A 15,069-nucleotide genomic window follows, 5' to 3' on the forward strand; every position below is an offset into this window, starting at 1 on the left:
TTTGTTTGATATTAATTATAATTACATAGCTAATATCTATTTTTACAGTATGACCATTACACAATTAGAATACATTGTAGCTGTAGACACCCACCGGCATTTTGCAACTGCTGCCGAACATTGTTTTATAACACAGCCTACATTAAGTATGCAGATACAAAAACTGGAAGAGACGTTAGGCAGTAAAATTTTTGATCGCAGTAAACAACCGGTCATTCCTACCGAAATTGGCGAAGAAATTATTCAGCAGGCAAGGATCATTTTAAACGAAGTAAAAAAGATTGACCAACTTATCAGTGATAAGCAAGGTATTTTGCAGGGCGAATTAAAGATTGGTATTATACCTACTCTGGCACCTTATTTATTGCCGCTTTTTTTACAACCTTTTTTAAAAAAATATCCTGATGTTACTATTAAGGTAAAAGAAATGACGACAGATATTATTGTTGAAAAACTGAAGACCGGAAGAATAGATGCCGGATTATTGGTTACACCTTTGCAGGAAGTGAGCATAACTGAATACCCTTTGTTTTATGAAGAACTGGTTGCCTATGTATCTAAAAAAAATGCGGCTTATAAAAAAACCTATGTACTGCCGGATGATATTGATCTGAAAGAATTATGGCTACTGGAAGAAGGGCATTGTTTCCGTTCGCAGATCATTAATTTATGTGAATTAAAAAAGCAAACCAAGGAACAGAGCAATTTTGAATACGAAGCCGGCAGCGTGGAAACATTGAGAAAAATGGTGGAATTAAATAACGGTGTAACCATTTTACCGGAACTGGCCACACTTGATTTTTCTGCCAAACAAACCAATATGATACGGCATTTTAAATCGCCTGCGCCTGTGAGGGAAGTTAGCCTGGTTACACACCGGGACTATATCAAGAAGAAACTGATAGATGTTTTAAAAGAAGAAATTATTGCCATACTGCCATCCAAACTGGTCTTAAATAAAAATAAAAACCTGGTGAAGATATAAAAAGATTGCACCAGCTTTTGCTGCTAATACCAGTGCAATCCAATATGAAAATCATTTATCCTCTCCCGTTATTTTCCAAACCATTGCTGCAATAATACCACCAACAATTGGCGCTACAATAAATAGCCATAACTGCGATAAAGCTTTTCCTCCCGCAAAAACAGCCGGGCCAAAACTACGTGCAGGATTTACAGAAGTACCGGTAATCGGTATAGCCACCATATGTATTAATACCAGGGTTACGCCAATGGCAAGGCCTGCCATAGTGCTGTTACCATGCTTTGAAGTAACATTTAAAATAACATACAGAAATAAAAAGGTAAATACAGCTTCTGTAATAAAGGCAGCCACAGCATTATAGTTGCCCAGGTAACCTTCGCCCCAGCCGTTGGAACCCAATGCCCACTCGCCCATTTTAAAGTTGGCATTGCCATTACCTATCAAATACAAAATACCTGCCCCAGCTACGGCGCCAATAAACTGGGCAACAATATAACCTCCTGCATCTTTACTGCTGATCTTGCCGGCAACCAGCATCGCAACGGTAATGGCAGGATTGATATGGCAACCGGAAATACCGCCAATGGTATAAGCCATAGCCACAACTGCAAGGCCAAAAGCAAGAGATATACCCAATAAGCCCAGGCCGGCGGGGCCACCTTCCACATTACCGCCTGAAATTACAGCTGCGCCGCAGCCAAACAGCACCAGGCTCATAGTGCCGATAAATTCTGCAAAATACTTTTTCATATATAAACTGTTTTAGGTTGAAACTTTTAGTCGGTTAAGTAAACTAAAAGGATGCAAATGCTGTTAACAATTTTTGCACCTTTATCTTTACAAAAACAAAACACATTTACCATTATGGCAATTGAAATTGGACAAGCAGCACCGGATTTTACACTGCACGACACCGACAAAAAAGAAGTAACCCTTAGCGAACAAAAGGGTAAAAACGTTTTACTATTGTTTTTTCCACTGGCATTTACAGGCGTATGTACCAAAGAGCTTTGTGCAATAAGGGACGATATTGCAAAGTACAACAATGCAAACGCCACTGTTTTTGGTATTTCTGTAGACTCGTTTGCCACCCTTAAGAAATTTAAAGAGGAACAAGGCTACAATTTTTCATTATTAAGCGATTTTAATAAGGAAGTATCTTCAGCATACGGTTGCCTTTATGATGCTTTTATTGGCTGGATGAAGGGCGTAAGCAAACGCTCGGCATTTATCATTGATAAAGAAGGCATTATACAATATGCCCAGGTACTGGAATCTGCCGGAGACCTGCCGGATTTTGAGGCAATAAATGCAAAACTGGAGCAATTAAACAGCTGATTGGAGCGTTAATAACCCGGAGGGCATGCCCTCCGGGCCAATTTAACAAAAAACGGCACTTTTTTTGGCAGTATATTTTATTGATAATTTCAGTATGTTTTATTAACTTTACTGTATTGAAACAAATTTTTTACATATTTATTTTAATTATTGGTTTAAACTTTACTTCTTCTGCACAAAATAAGACTTCCGCACAGGATGATAATGCTGCAAAGTTGATTAAGCTTTACCCGATACCTGCTACCACAGCAATCAATTTTGATTTTGTGAGTGGTTATGATAAGTCATTCTCTTTCGAGATATATAATTTTACAGGTAAAAAAGTGTACGAATTAAAATCTCCTCCTCAAAAAATAAATCTTCCATTAACTGATTACACAAGAGGTTTTTATTATTATCAACTGCATGATAAAAACGGAAGGCTTATAGAGACCCAAAGATTTTTGGTGATCAAATAATTTCACCTTTTTTTCTATCGCCTTGTAATTATTTCCCTGACTATTATTTCAGCATTACATCATCTTTATATTCCAACAGGTAACAACGCTGTAAGGTCTGCAACTTCATCATCACTGAATAATTTTGACCCTATATAAAACCGAACTCCCAACGGTATTTCCAATGAAAAACTGCTCCCCCTTCCCGGTGTAACATCCAGGGTAAGTTGTGTGTGTTTCCAGTATTCAAACTGATCTGCCCCCATATAAAATTTACAGTCTGCAATTACTCCCAGGCAAACATCACTGTTACCTACTTTAAATTCTCCCTCTGCAAAACACATGGGCTGGCTGCCATCGCAACAACCACCACTTTGATGAAACATTAAAGGTCCGTGCATTTTCTTCAATCGTTCAATCAATGCCAATGCAGCATCTGTTGCTAAAACTCTTGCTATTGCCATAATAATTTTTTTAAATAAAAACAGTGACTTAAAGCCACTGTTTTCTTTGCATTTTAGTTTAGAAAAAACCTAGTTTTTGTTTACTGTAGGATACCAGCATATTTTTTGTCTGCCGATAATGATTCAGCATCATCTTATGCGTTTCTCTGCCAAAGCCTGATTTTTTATAGCCGCCAAATGGCGCATGTGCAGGGTAATGGTGGTAACAGTTTACCCATACACGGCCTGCCTGTATTGCTCTTGGCACCTGGTATAATTCATGGGCATCCCTGGTCCACACACCTGCACCTAAACCATACAAAGAATCATTTGCAATAGCAATGGCTTCCTCTGTAGTTTTAAATGTTGTAACTGCAACAACAGGCCCGAATATTTCTTCCTGGAAAATGCGCATTTTATTATGCCCTTTAAAAATAGTAGGCTTAATGTAATAGCCATGTTCTAATCCACTGTTCTGATGAAAAGCTTCTCCGCCGCATAATACCTGTGCGCCTTCCTGCTTACCAATATCCAGGTAACTTAATATTTTCTGGTACTGGTCTTCAGAAGCCTGTGCCCCCATCATTACAGTACCATCCAAAGGATTACCCAACTTAATTGCATTAACACGTTGTATCACCCGCTGAATAAATTTGTCGTAGATATTTTCATGCACTAAAATCCTTGACGGGCAGGTACACACTTCGCCCTGGTTTAATGCAAACATTACTGCGCCTTCAATTGCTTTATCAAAAAAATCATCATCTGCATCAGCAACAGATTCAAAGAAAATATTAGGGCTTTTACCACCCAATTCCATCGTAACCGGGATTAAATTTTCAGATGCATATTGCATGATCAACCTTCCGGTAGTTGTTTCCCCGGTAAAAGCCACTTTGTTAACTCTTGGAGAAGATGCCAGGGGTTTACCGGCTTCCACACCAAAGCCTGTAACAATATTCAATACGCCTTTGGGCAAAATATCACCGATCAATTCCATCAGCACCATAATGCTTGTGGGTGTTTGCTCTGCCGGTTTTACCACCACAGTACAACCTGCTGCCAATGCCGGTGCAATTTTCCAGGTAGCCATGAGTAAAGGAAAATTCCATGGAATAATCTGCCCTACCACTCCAATAGGCTCGTGCAAATTAATACTTACTGTAGTATCATCATGTTCGCTGATAGTACCTTCTTCGCTGCGGATAACACCGGCGAAATAACGAAAGTGATCCACTACCAACGGAAGATCTGCTGCCCTTGTTTCTCTTAATGCTTTCCCGTTATCAATAGTTTCTACAATGGCAAGATATTCCAGGTTATCTTCCACCACCTGCGCAATTTTTAATAACAGGTTACTGCGATAGGCCGCTGCAGTTTTGCTCCAGGTTTTAAAAGCTTCTGCGGCCGCATCGATAGCTTTATCGATGTCTTTTGCATTGCCTCTTGCAGCCCGGGTAAATACTTTTCCATCAATGGGAGATACGTTATCAAAATATTCACCACTATCAGGAGCCACCCACTGGCCGCCAATGTAATGATCATATTTTGTTTTGAATTGCGGACGTGCTGCCACGGTGGATTTTGGTGCAGCAGTTGTTTCTGTACTCATATACAAGCGTTTTAATCGTTAAATAATACCCTAATTTCGATAGCCCTGTACCGGTACAGCTGTACTTTAGTGTTTTTTTATAGCACAATTGTACCAAATCATTGTTTGGATTGCCGGAAATCTGTATTATTGATTCTTAAACGGAAGTTGCATTGCCTGTAAAAAATCATTTACAAAAAATTGACCTTACGCATCCAAAGTATCTGCAAACCCTGGTGGAGAACCGCCGTATTTTCAATTTAAATAATTGCGAACTGAACGTATTTGAAAGCTACCAGGAAACTTATCGTGTACCCCTTACATTTAGCGATTTTGTAATTACCAGCATGGTGAGAGGCAAAAAGGTAATGCACCTGTTTGACAAACCGGCTTTTGATTATTTACCCGGAGAAACAGTAATTGTACCTGCCAATGAAACAATGGTGATTGATTTTCCGGAAGCAGAAACGGAGAACCCTACGCAATGCATTGCCCTTGCTGTTGATGAACAATACATGAATTCCACTTTACATTACCTGAATACTTTTTATAACAGCGATAAAGAAGATGCCCACGAATGGAAATTACAGTTCAATAAATATCATTTTGATAATGATACCGAAGTAACAGGTTTAATCAACAAACTGATACGTGTGTGCAGCAGTATGGATACAGCTAAAAATATTTTTGCCGACCTTAACCTGAAAGAATTACTGATACGTTTGGTACAAAGCCAGTACCTGCAACAGGTAAGTGTGGATATTGAGAACAACACCAATCACAACCGTCAGCATTATGTATTGCATTATATTCACGAACACCTTACCGAAAAAATTGCAGTAGATATATTATGCCGTAAAGCTTACCTGAGCCGCAACATGTTTTTCACCTGGTTTAGAGAACAGTTTGGCATTACCCCATTGGAATACATTAACAGGGAACGCATCAAATTAGCCAAACAATTATTGGCCAATAAACGCAATACCGTTACCAGTGTAAGTAACCAATGTGGTTTTGGCGATGTAAATTATTTTGTACGCTTATTCAAAAAATCAGAGGGCATTACTCCGGGTATTTATCAAAGCTGTATTAACTGAAGGCAAAAAGCAGGAGTGTCGCTACATAAACCCATTATATTCACTCTCCCCCATAAACCGCATACATTACACCCCACTAACTTTATAGCACTTTCTGCCACACTTTCTCTTAAATAAACAGAAAACAAATTAATAACTGTCATGTAGTTTCATGCATCACAGTTTAAAAAAAGGAGATTTTTTTACGCTTTTCCCAATGAAAATGACTCCTGTGAACAGGCCTTTCGCCAGCTTACTAATTCAAATCATATAAAATACTAACTACTATCAGCAGCTACTTTTATTAATGAAATAATTTTACATCAGAATTAAAAATCAAAAGCAACTACTGCAGTATAAAACTTTCAGATTTCATCTTCATAAAACCGATCATTTTAAAACAATTACATCATGTCAATTTTAAAAACTCAACCCATGTCAATACCAAGTAATTTCTCTTCACTGGGATCAAGCCAGGTAAAGAATGAAATTGATAGCTGGGTAAAACAGATTGCATCACAATGCGATGCCAGTGCCATACATTGGTGCGATGGCTCCCAGGAAGAGTATGATAATTTTTGCCAGCTCCTGGTAAGAAAAGGAACATTTATACAATTAAACCCGGAGAAGCGTCCGAATAGTTTTGCCTGCTTCAGCGACCCCAGTGACGTGGCACGTGTGGAAGATAAAACATTTATCTGCAGCCGTCTTAAAGAAAATGCAGGCCCTACCAATAACTGGATGGCACCTGATAAAATGAAAGTGATTCTAAACGATTTGCTTACCGATGCTATGAAAGGGCGTACACTTTATGTGATACCATTTTGCATGGGGCCGGTAGGCTCACCATTATCAAGATATGGCGTGCAGATCACCGACTCTGAATATGTTGTTGTTAATATGCGTATCATGACACGTATGGGAGAAAATATTCTGCCTCATATGCAGCCGAAAAAATTTGTAAAATGTTTGCATACAGTTGGTGCCCCCTTAGATAAAGGAGCTAAAGATGTAAGCTGGCCATGTAACCCCCATACCAAATACATCTCTCACTTTCCCGATGAAAGACTGGTGATCTCTTATGGCAGCGGTTATGGTGGCAATGCATTAATGGGTAAAAAATGTTTTGCATTACGTATTGCATCCGAAATGGGAAGGGAAGAAGGCTGGCTTGCCGAGCACATGCTGATATTGGGTGTTAAAGATCCTAAAGGACAAAAAACTTATGTGGCATCTGCATTTCCAAGTGCATGTGGTAAAACCAATTTTGCCATGTTAATTCCACCAAAACAATTTGATGGCTGGAAAGTAACTACCGTAGGTGATGATATTGCCTGGATACACCGTGGTCATGATGGCGCTTTGTATGCTATAAATCCTGAAGCTGGTTACTTTGGCGTAGCACCGGGCACTAATTATAAAACCAATCCCAATGCAATGGAAACCATTCGTGCCAATACCATCTTCACCAATGTGGCCATTACACCCGATAAAGATGTTTGGTGGGAAGGTATGAGCAAAGAAATTCCAGAAGGATTAATTGACTGGCATGGCAAACCCTGGGACCCTGCAAGCGGCAAACCAGCAGCCCATCCTAATTCAAGATTTACTGCACCTGCTTATCAGAATCCTGCCATAGACGAAGATTGGGAAAACCCGAAAGGAGTGCATATCGGTGGCTTTATTTTCGGCGGCCGCAGAAGTACCACTGTTCCGCTGGTATACCAATCTTTTAACTGGAATTTTGGTGTTTACTTAGCCACTACAATGGGCAGTGAAACCACTGCTGCGGCATTTGGCGAAATAGGAAAAGTAAGACATGATCCATTTGCGATGTTGCCTTTTATGGGATACCACATCGGTGATTATGTAAATCACTGGTTACAATTTGGCAGAACATTGCCTAATGCCCCAAGAATTTTTGGTGTGAACTGGTTTAGAAAAGATGAAGATGGCAAATTCATGTGGCCCGGCTTTGGCGAAAATGTAAGAATATTAAAATGGATAGTAGAAAGAATTAACGGACATGCTTCCGGTATTGAAAGCCCTATCGGATGGATGCCAAGGTATGAAGATATTGACTGGACTGACATGAAAGATTTTGAAAGAGCTGATTTTGAGCATATCATGACAGTAGACAGAGAACCGTGGAAAAAAGAATTATTATCACATGAAGAATTGTTCTCCCGTTTTTACGATAAACTTCCTAAGGAATTTATTTTCATGAAAGAATTGTTATTATCTGCTTTGTGGCGTTCACCAGAACATTTTGGTTTACAGCCTGAACATCACTAAGTATAAAAAGGGCACTACTGAAAAATCGGAGTGCCCTTTATTTTTCACTCATATTTTTTATCATGGACTGGATAATAAAACTTTTCACCGAAGCCACAGTTGCTCATGCAGTGTTGATCTACGGATTAGTGATTGCGATTGGCATCTGGCTGGGAAAAGTAAAGTTTTTTGGAATTTCATTAGGCGTTACCTGGGTATTGTTTATGGGATTATTGTTTTCTTATTCAGGTGTAACTGTAAATAAAGAAACAGAAGATTTTTTACGGGATTTCGGACTCATACTTTTTGTTTACTCGATAGGTTTGCAGGTTGGTCCTGGTTTTTTTGCTTCCTTAAAAAAGAATGCATTAGGCAATAATTTACTGGCGGGCTCTGTAGTTTTACTGGGCGTTATCATCACCATTATTTTCAAATTCATTTCCGGTAATCATATTACCGTGATGACAGGTTTAATGAGTGGCGCTGTTACTAATACACCCGGCCTTGCTGCAGCACAATCTGCTGTTAAAGAAGCTAACATTACAGGTGTAGATAATTCCCTGATGACACTGGCCTATGCCATCGCTTATCCCTTCGGTGTATTTGGAATTATTTTTTCATTACTGCTGTTAAAGAAAATATTTAAAACCAATATCGATACTGAGAAAGAACTGCACCGCAAGCTGAATATCTTCAGGTCAAAACGCCCCGTGTCAATTCATTTGAATTTAGATAACAAACAATTGATTGGCCAACCACTGCGTAAAGTATTTGAATTATTAAAAGACCCGATCGTTATTTCCAGGATGTACCATAAGGGAGAAGTGATAACACCTACGCCGGATATAATTTTTGATGAAAATGATGTATTGTTGGTAGTAGTACCCAAGCATGAATTGGCACAACTGAAATTACTTATCGGTTCAGAAAGTAACATGAACCTGAAAGATGAAAGTAGCGGAGGACTGATCTCAAAATATATTGTGGTTACCAACAAAGAAGTAACACATAAAAGATTAGGCGACCATCCCGAAATTCATCAACATGATTTTACACTTACCCGGTTAAACCGTGCCGGAATTGAAATAGTACCTCACGGTAACCTGTACCTTCAGTTAGGTGATACTTTAAAAGTAGTAGGAACTGAAGAAGGCGTGGAATTGGTAGCCAAAGTTTTTGGTAACTCTGTTAAGCGCCTGGAAGCACCCGACCTTGCACCGATTTTTATGGGTATTGTACTGGGCGTAATTGTTGGCAGCATCCCCATTCATTTTCCCGGTATGCCCGTGGCTGTAAAGATTGGCATGGCAGGTGGCCCCTTGATTGTTGCATTATTGATCAGTCGTTTTGGAGGTATGGTATATTTAAATACCTACACTACTAACAGTGCCAATTTAATGATCCGGGAATTAGGAATCGCATTATTTTTAGCAAGTGTTGGCTTACATAGTGGCGGCAATTTAGCTGCAGCATTTATAAATGGCAATGGCTGGACCTGGATAATAATGGGCGCAGTAATTACCATGTTGCCATTACTGATCGTTGGTACCATTGCACATAAATTTTTCAGGAAAACCTATTTTGAAATTTGCGGTTTACTGGCAGGTGCATCTACAGACCCGCCGGCGCTGGCATTCGCTTTAAAAATGGCGGGTAATGATATACCTTCTGCTACTTATGCAACGGTATACCCGCTCACAATGATATTACGTATTGTGGCTGCAGAATTACTGATCTTATTATTTGCCTAGTATCCTTAAAAAATTAATTATGAAAAAGTGGTTAAGAATTGGAATGTGGTTATTATGTTGTGTCAGCACATATTGTTCCTCTGCACAAACAAAAACAAAAGAGATCAACAAACAATACCAGTCGTGGGTTAGCATTAACAGCACCGCCAGGCTTTATAAAAAATGGGGCCTTTCGCTTGACCTGCATGAAAGAAGAAATAATTTTTTTAAAGACCCCAGCTTTCACTTTGTTCGTGCCGGCATAAACTATTGGCTTAAAGACAATATCATTTTAACAACAGGATATGGCCATATGTGGGTAGCGCCATCCACCGCAGGCTGGAAAACGTTTTCCAATGAAAACAGGATTTATCAGCAGGCCCAGATCACTTCAAAAACTGGCCGGATAAGTATGTTACAACGTATACGTAACGAACAGCGCTGGCAACAAAAAATTGTGAATGATAAAGCTACCGGGCAAAATAAATTTACCGACAGGATAAGATATTTATTAAGCTTTACTATTCCTGTTTCAAAAAAAACGAAATATCCGTCTTTTGTTGTTGCAGATGAATTATGTATTCAGTTTGGGAAAGAAATTATTTATAACACTTTTGACCAGAACAGGGTGTTCATCGGAATTAAACAAAAATGCACAAAAGACCTGAGTTTTGATTTAGGCTACATGCTGGTGAAACAACAAAAATCTTCGGGCTATCAGTATGATGTAAATGAAACTTTTCGCTGGTTCTTTTATTATACGCCTGATTTCAGAAAGAAATAATTCTTACACTTCCACCCAGGTATGATCAGCCAGCAATTTTATTTTTGCAATAAATTCCTTGTACGCCTTACCCCTGCCCCATTGCTCAGGTGCAATCATTGAAACAAAATGTGTATCATCATCTTTTTGATAGAGATAATAAACTGACCCTATTACAGGAGGGAAACTTAATTTGGCATTATAAATAATCATAGATAACTCCTTACGCATCTGAATTTCCTGCGCCTGCAAGGCCAGTAATTCTATTTGCCGTCTTATCTGGTCCAGTTGCATATTGGTTTGTTCTTCCATTGCACTTAAAGCCTTATGCCTTATCATACCTTCTTCGGTTGGCTTAACCAATGCCCCGGATGCAGAAGACGCATAAGGCAGCACACTCATCTGCCGGTGATACACTTCTGTATTGATATAAGTCTTTTGCGCCGGTGTAAACCCTTTCTGTATAATTTTTAAATAGCCATTGGGCAATAATTGGTGTACTACCTGCAATACTTCCATTTCATTTTTATAAAAGAAAACTTCAAAATGAATGGTGCTGATTATGTCCACTTTTACAGTATCCGCCAAATCAGTATCAGCAAAAGGGTGAAGCATTCCATCTGTAGCCAATTCGTATTGTGCAGCATAAGCCTGGTTTTCTAATGTTACCCAGTTGGTATTGATGCTGATAAACTGAGTATCATTATTAGCAGCAATAATACAAATACCCGATTTGGGACGGCTACCTGTCTCATAAATACCTTTTTCAGGGAACAATTGCCAGGAGCCGATAAAATTATAGATAGAGGTCATGTAAGCAGTGAGTTTAAAAATTGTTATAGCATAACAAGCAAACAGCTATATTGTTTTAAACAAAAATATTTTTATTGAGCTTATGTAAAACAAGCGGGCCTGGTTAATTTTTACAGACCAGAAAGCGGAAGGCGGGCAATGTATTTTTTCTTAATAAAGTTTCTATTGTAAGCGGCCTGGAGCTAACACTATTGTTCCGGAGATTTACCGATTCATATACCCGGCTGTTGATAACAGTATGAAAGTGCAGGAGCTCTTCAAACAAATACCTGTATTGCTCCAGGAAACGTTCTTCATTTATTAGTAACTCATTCATCAATATCTCCTGGTATTTAAACTGATACATTTTCATAACCTAAAACTAAGTGCTAACAGTTTTACGCAATAAAATTGTTGAAGAAAAATACTTTATTATGCCTCGGGAATTAAATAAATTGTCACATTACCTGTACAATCAAAAATTTTAAATAATGGGTATTTTCCTGTCCTCTTATAATGGGGTGATCGGCGCTTTGTGCATTAAACACCACCTGCCTGATTTTTCTTTTGGCATCTTTAGCAGCCATTTGTATGATATCCAAAAACAATTCGGGTTGCACTAAATTGGTACAGCTGGAGGTTACCAGGAATCCGCCGGGCTTAACCAGTTTCATTCCTCTTAAATTAATTTCCTTATAACCTGCAACTGCTTTATCAATACTACTGCGGCTTTTGGTAAATGATGGTGGATCAAGCATCACCACATCCCAGCGTTTATCTTCTTTGGTAAGGTTTTTCAACACATCAAATGCATTCACACATTCAAAGCGGCATATTTTTTCAAGGCCATTCAATGCTGCATTTTTGTTGCACATATCAACAGCATTCTGGGAAATATCCAGGCCCAAAACAGATTTAGCGCCATAATAAGCAGCGCTGATCTCAAAGGAACCGGTATAACAAAAAGCACCCAGTACATCGGCGCCTTTTACTATATGCTGAATAGCCCTTCGGTTATCCTGCTGATCTAAAAAATAGCCGGTCTTTTGACCGTTAACGATATCTACATTAAATTGAATACCATTTTCATTAATGACAATATTGGTATCAAATTCGGCAGACAGAAAACCTTTGTGTTGCTCCATTCCTTCCAGTTCACGTACAGGCACATCATTACGTTCGTAGATGCCTTTGGGGGTAAACAATTCATTCAAAGCTTTTACAATGGCTGGCTTCCACACATCAATACCCAGCGCTAAAGTTTGAATCACAAAATAATCGTTGAATTTATCAATGATCAGTTGCGGCATATCATCTGCCTCACCAAAGATGAGCCGGCAATTTTCGGAGTAACCAATGCGCTGCCGGTATTGCCAGGCCTGTTGAATGCGGTTATAAAAAAAGGCCTCGTCGATATTTTCATTTTTATCCCTGGTCAATAAACGAACTGATATCTGTGATTGAGGATTATAATATCCCCGGCCAATAAATTTCTTATCAAAAGTGTATACATCCACTATTTCTCCCGGCTGTGCATTGGTATCTTTTTCTTTACCGGTATTCACCTCGTTGCTGAAAATCCAGGGATGGCCGCTTTCCACCCTGCGGCTGATATTTTTATTTAAAGTAATGCTCTTCATGGCGCAAAGTTACCGGTTTAGCTGTCAGGCCACTCAAAATGTCCCGCTACAGCCCCAAAAATTGCCAATTTGGCTGCAAAACAAGGCTTGGCAAAATGTTTGACTGTTGTACCTTCGCAACCAATTTTTTAAATAAGTATGGATCAGAAACAAGCTATTACACCCGAAGACAATATGGAAATGAATATTAATGCCGATGCTGATGTGCCCGGCAACACCCATTTAAGCAATGAAGGTGCCGAAGATGCCACAGAAAAGTTACAGGCTGAACTGGAGGAGCAGAAAGACAAATACCTGCGCCTTTTTGCGGAGTTTGATAACTTTAAAAGACGCAATGCCAAAGAAAGAATAGAACTTATTCAAACTGCTGGCAAAGATGTTATTGTTGCTATGCTGGAAATAATGGATGATTGCGACCGTGCCGAAAAGCAAATGCAGAACAGTGAAGACGTAGCTTCTATTAAGCAAGGTATTGGTTTGGTGTTTGGTAAACTAAGAACCACATTATCCAACAAAGGCCTTAAAGCTATGCAAAGCATCAATACCGAATTTGATGTGGAAAAACACGAGGCCATTACTGAAGTACCAGCAGCTGATGATATGAAAGGCAAAGTGGTAGATGAGGTAGAAAAAGGGTATTATTTAAATGATAAGATCATCCGCTTTGCAAAAGTGGTAGTAGGAAAATAAAAAAGAAAGCTGCAAGCCCGGGGTTACAACACTATGGCTTGCAGTTTTATATTCACCAGAAGCTTAGAGCCAGAAACTATGTCTAAAAAAGATTTTTACGAAATACTAGGGGTTTCCAAATCTGCATCGCAGGATGAGATAAAAAAAGCATACCGTAAAGTGGCGATGCAATTTCACCCCGACCGTAACCCGGGAGATAAAGCCGCTGAAGAAAAATTTAAAGAGGCTGCAGAAGCTTATGAAATTTTAAGTGATGCTGATAAGAGGGCGCAATACGACAGGTTTGGCCACCAGGCATTCAGCCCCGGCCGTGGTGGTGGCGGATATGGCGGAGGCGCCGGTATGAATATGGATGATATCTTCAGCCAGTTTGGAGATATTTTTGGCGACGAAAGTCCGTTTGGCAGTTTCTTTGGTGGCGGTGGCGGCAGAAGAAGCGGCGGCGGCAGAAGCAGGGGTACCAGGGGCAGCAACCTGAGGGTAAAAATAAAACTGAATTACGAAGAGATAGCGAAGGGTACAACCAAAACGATCAAGGTAAAAAAATATGTTTCCTGTAATACCTGCAGCGGCAGCGGTGCAAAGGATAAGAACAGCGTAAGTACCTGTGGTACCTGCGGTGGCAGCGGGCAGGTGCGTCGTGTACAAAATACTTTTTTGGGCCAGATGCAAACCGTAACCACCTGCCCCACCTGTAATGGCGAAGGCACTACGGTAACCAACAAATGTACAGCCTGTAAAGGTGAAGGAAGAGTATACGGAGAAGAAACAGTAACGATTGATATACCGGCCGGTGTACAGGAAGGCATGCAATTGAGCGTGGGTGGCAAGGGCAATGCAGGTGAACGCGGTGGCAGTAATGGCGACCTGATTGTATTGATTGAAGAAGAATCACATCCGCAATTACATAGAGACGGATTAAATGTTGCGTTCGACCTGCACATTTCTATTCCCGATGCGGTTTTTGGAACGCAGGTGGAAGTACCAACCATTGACGGAAGGGCTAAAATAAAAATTCCACCAGGCACTCAAAGCGGTAAAATTTTCCGGTTAAAAGGCAAAGGCTTTCCTAACGTAAACAGTTATGAAAAAGGCGATCAATTGATACAGGTAAATGTATGGACACCACAACATGTGAGTGCAGAAGAAAAACAAATGCTGGAGAAAATGCAGCAGAGCCAGAACTTTGTGCCTAAGCCTGATAAGAATGATAAATCATTTTTTGATAAAGTGAGGGAGATGTTCAGCTAGAGCATGAGACGTGAATGGTGAATGAAACATTACAGTTTTGCAATTTCTTATTGACCATT

The 15,069-nt window shown here is 39.6% G+C and carries 15 protein-coding genes; 9 read left to right on the top strand and 6 right to left on the bottom strand.

Annotated elements, in window-relative coordinates; all coding sequences use genetic code 11:
* Window positions 1-49: 49 nt before the first annotated feature.
* Window positions 50-985 carry a hydrogen peroxide-inducible genes activator gene (locus ACYVM0_RS12645; protein ID WP_460557579.1) on the top strand — a complete coding sequence of 312 codons (936 nt, stop codon included), beginning with the start codon at window positions 50-52 and terminating at the stop codon, window positions 983-985.
* 51 nt (window positions 986-1,036) lie between these two features.
* On the opposite strand, the gene aqpZ is transcribed toward ACYVM0_RS12645, so the two are convergent.
* On the bottom strand, window positions 1,037-1,735 hold the full coding sequence (aqpZ, locus tag ACYVM0_RS12650) for an MIP/aquaporin family protein (RefSeq protein WP_460557581.1): 699 nt from the start codon (window positions 1,733-1,735) through the stop codon (window positions 1,037-1,039).
* A gap of 57 nt (window positions 1,736-1,792) precedes the next feature.
* On the opposite strand from aqpZ, the gene ACYVM0_RS12655 reads away from it, so the two are divergent.
* Together ACYVM0_RS12655 and ACYVM0_RS12660 are read left to right on the top strand one after the other, a co-directional pair.
* A complete protein-coding gene (locus ACYVM0_RS12655) occupies window positions 1,793-2,323 on the top strand; it encodes a peroxiredoxin (RefSeq protein WP_460557583.1) in 531 nt (176 codons plus the stop codon).
* Window positions 2,324-2,439: 116 nt separating this feature from the next.
* Window positions 2,440-2,781, top strand: a complete 342-nt coding sequence (locus tag ACYVM0_RS12660; protein ID WP_460557585.1) for a T9SS type A sorting domain-containing protein — start codon at window positions 2,440-2,442, stop codon at window positions 2,779-2,781.
* Between the two features lie 65 nt (window positions 2,782-2,846).
* Here the strand turns inward: ACYVM0_RS12660 and ACYVM0_RS12665 are convergent, their stop codons facing one another.
* Window positions 2,847-3,224 (bottom strand): DUF779 domain-containing protein, encoded by a 378-nt coding sequence (locus ACYVM0_RS12665; RefSeq protein WP_460557587.1) that lies wholly within the window; start codon window positions 3,222-3,224, stop codon window positions 2,847-2,849.
* 58 nt (window positions 3,225-3,282) lie between these two features.
* The gene (locus ACYVM0_RS12670; RefSeq protein WP_460557589.1) at window positions 3,283-4,815 is read right to left on the bottom strand and encodes an aldehyde dehydrogenase family protein; all 1,533 of its coding nucleotides are present in this window, start codon (window positions 4,813-4,815) and stop codon (window positions 3,283-3,285) included.
* Between the two features lie 152 nt (window positions 4,816-4,967).
* On the opposite strand from ACYVM0_RS12670, the gene ACYVM0_RS12675 reads away from it, so the two are divergent.
* The 4 genes from ACYVM0_RS12675 (at window position 4,968) to ACYVM0_RS12690 (ending at window position 10,658) form a co-directional block, all read left to right on the top strand.
* Window positions 4,968-5,891 (top strand): AraC family transcriptional regulator, encoded by a 924-nt coding sequence (locus ACYVM0_RS12675; protein WP_460557591.1) that lies wholly within the window; start codon window positions 4,968-4,970, stop codon window positions 5,889-5,891.
* Between the two features lie 390 nt (window positions 5,892-6,281).
* On the top strand, window positions 6,282-8,165 hold the full coding sequence (locus ACYVM0_RS12680; protein WP_460557593.1) for a phosphoenolpyruvate carboxykinase (GTP): 1,884 nt from the start codon (window positions 6,282-6,284) through the stop codon (window positions 8,163-8,165).
* A gap of 62 nt (window positions 8,166-8,227) precedes the next feature.
* Complete coding sequence (locus tag ACYVM0_RS12685; RefSeq protein WP_460557595.1) at window positions 8,228-9,895, top strand: putative transporter; 1,668 nt, start codon at window positions 8,228-8,230, stop codon at window positions 9,893-9,895.
* Between the two features lie 19 nt (window positions 9,896-9,914).
* Window positions 9,915-10,658, top strand: a complete 744-nt coding sequence (locus ACYVM0_RS12690) for a DUF2490 domain-containing protein (protein ID WP_460557597.1) — start codon at window positions 9,915-9,917, stop codon at window positions 10,656-10,658.
* Window positions 10,659-10,661: 3 nt separating this feature from the next.
* Here ACYVM0_RS12690 and ACYVM0_RS12695 read toward each other — a convergent pair whose 3' ends face one another.
* From ACYVM0_RS12695 to ACYVM0_RS12705, 3 genes are all read right to left on the bottom strand, one after another.
* Window positions 10,662-11,450 carry a DUF2452 domain-containing protein gene (locus ACYVM0_RS12695; protein WP_460557599.1) on the bottom strand — a complete coding sequence of 263 codons (789 nt, stop codon included), beginning with the start codon at window positions 11,448-11,450 and terminating at the stop codon, window positions 10,662-10,664.
* Window positions 11,451-11,553: 103 nt separating this feature from the next.
* Window positions 11,554-11,766, bottom strand: a complete 213-nt coding sequence (locus ACYVM0_RS12700; protein WP_460557601.1) for a hypothetical protein — start codon at window positions 11,764-11,766, stop codon at window positions 11,554-11,556.
* A gap of 121 nt (window positions 11,767-11,887) precedes the next feature.
* A complete protein-coding gene (locus ACYVM0_RS12705; protein WP_460557603.1) occupies window positions 11,888-13,069 on the bottom strand; it encodes a class I SAM-dependent rRNA methyltransferase in 1,182 nt (393 codons plus the stop codon).
* 138 nt (window positions 13,070-13,207) lie between these two features.
* Between ACYVM0_RS12705 and ACYVM0_RS12710 the strand changes: the two genes are divergently transcribed.
* Both ACYVM0_RS12710 and dnaJ read left to right on the top strand, forming a co-directional pair.
* The gene (locus ACYVM0_RS12710; RefSeq protein WP_460557605.1) at window positions 13,208-13,759 is read left to right on the top strand and encodes a nucleotide exchange factor GrpE; all 552 of its coding nucleotides are present in this window, start codon (window positions 13,208-13,210) and stop codon (window positions 13,757-13,759) included.
* A 78-nt stretch (window positions 13,760-13,837) separates the two neighbouring features.
* Window positions 13,838-15,010 (top strand): molecular chaperone DnaJ, encoded by a 1,173-nt coding sequence (gene dnaJ / locus ACYVM0_RS12715; protein ID WP_460557607.1) that lies wholly within the window; start codon window positions 13,838-13,840, stop codon window positions 15,008-15,010.
* Window positions 15,011-15,069: the final 59 nt, after the last annotated feature.

It is taken from the genome of Ferruginibacter profundus (assembly GCF_054783275.1).

Bases quoted from the DNA above. Each gene is read 5' to 3' on its own strand.
- ACYVM0_RS12645 (WP_460557579.1), top strand. From the start codon at position 50: ATGACCATTACACAATTAGAATACATTGTAGCTGTAGACACCCACCGG.
- aqpZ (WP_460557581.1), bottom strand. From the start codon at position 1,735: ATGAAAAAGTATTTTGCAGAATTTATCGGCACTATGAGCCTGGTGCTG.
- ACYVM0_RS12655 (WP_460557583.1), top strand. From the start codon at position 1,793: ATGCTGTTAACAATTTTTGCACCTTTATCTTTACAAAAACAAAACACA.
- ACYVM0_RS12665 (WP_460557587.1), bottom strand. From the start codon at position 3,224: ATGGCAATAGCAAGAGTTTTAGCAACAGATGCTGCATTGGCATTGATT.
- ACYVM0_RS12670 (WP_460557589.1), bottom strand. From the start codon at position 4,815: ATGAGTACAGAAACAACTGCTGCACCAAAATCCACCGTGGCAGCACGT.
- ACYVM0_RS12680 (WP_460557593.1), top strand. From the start codon at position 6,282: ATGTCAATTTTAAAAACTCAACCCATGTCAATACCAAGTAATTTCTCT.
- ACYVM0_RS12685 (WP_460557595.1), top strand. From the start codon at position 8,228: ATGGACTGGATAATAAAACTTTTCACCGAAGCCACAGTTGCTCATGCA.
- ACYVM0_RS12690 (WP_460557597.1), top strand. From the start codon at position 9,915: ATGAAAAAGTGGTTAAGAATTGGAATGTGGTTATTATGTTGTGTCAGC.
- ACYVM0_RS12695 (WP_460557599.1), bottom strand. From the start codon at position 11,450: ATGACCTCTATCTATAATTTTATCGGCTCCTGGCAATTGTTCCCTGAA.
- ACYVM0_RS12700 (WP_460557601.1), bottom strand. From the start codon at position 11,766: ATGAATGAGTTACTAATAAATGAAGAACGTTTCCTGGAGCAATACAGG.
- ACYVM0_RS12705 (WP_460557603.1), bottom strand. From the start codon at position 13,069: ATGAAGAGCATTACTTTAAATAAAAATATCAGCCGCAGGGTGGAAAGC.
- ACYVM0_RS12710 (WP_460557605.1), top strand. From the start codon at position 13,208: ATGGATCAGAAACAAGCTATTACACCCGAAGACAATATGGAAATGAAT.
- dnaJ (WP_460557607.1), top strand. From the start codon at position 13,838: ATGTCTAAAAAAGATTTTTACGAAATACTAGGGGTTTCCAAATCTGCA.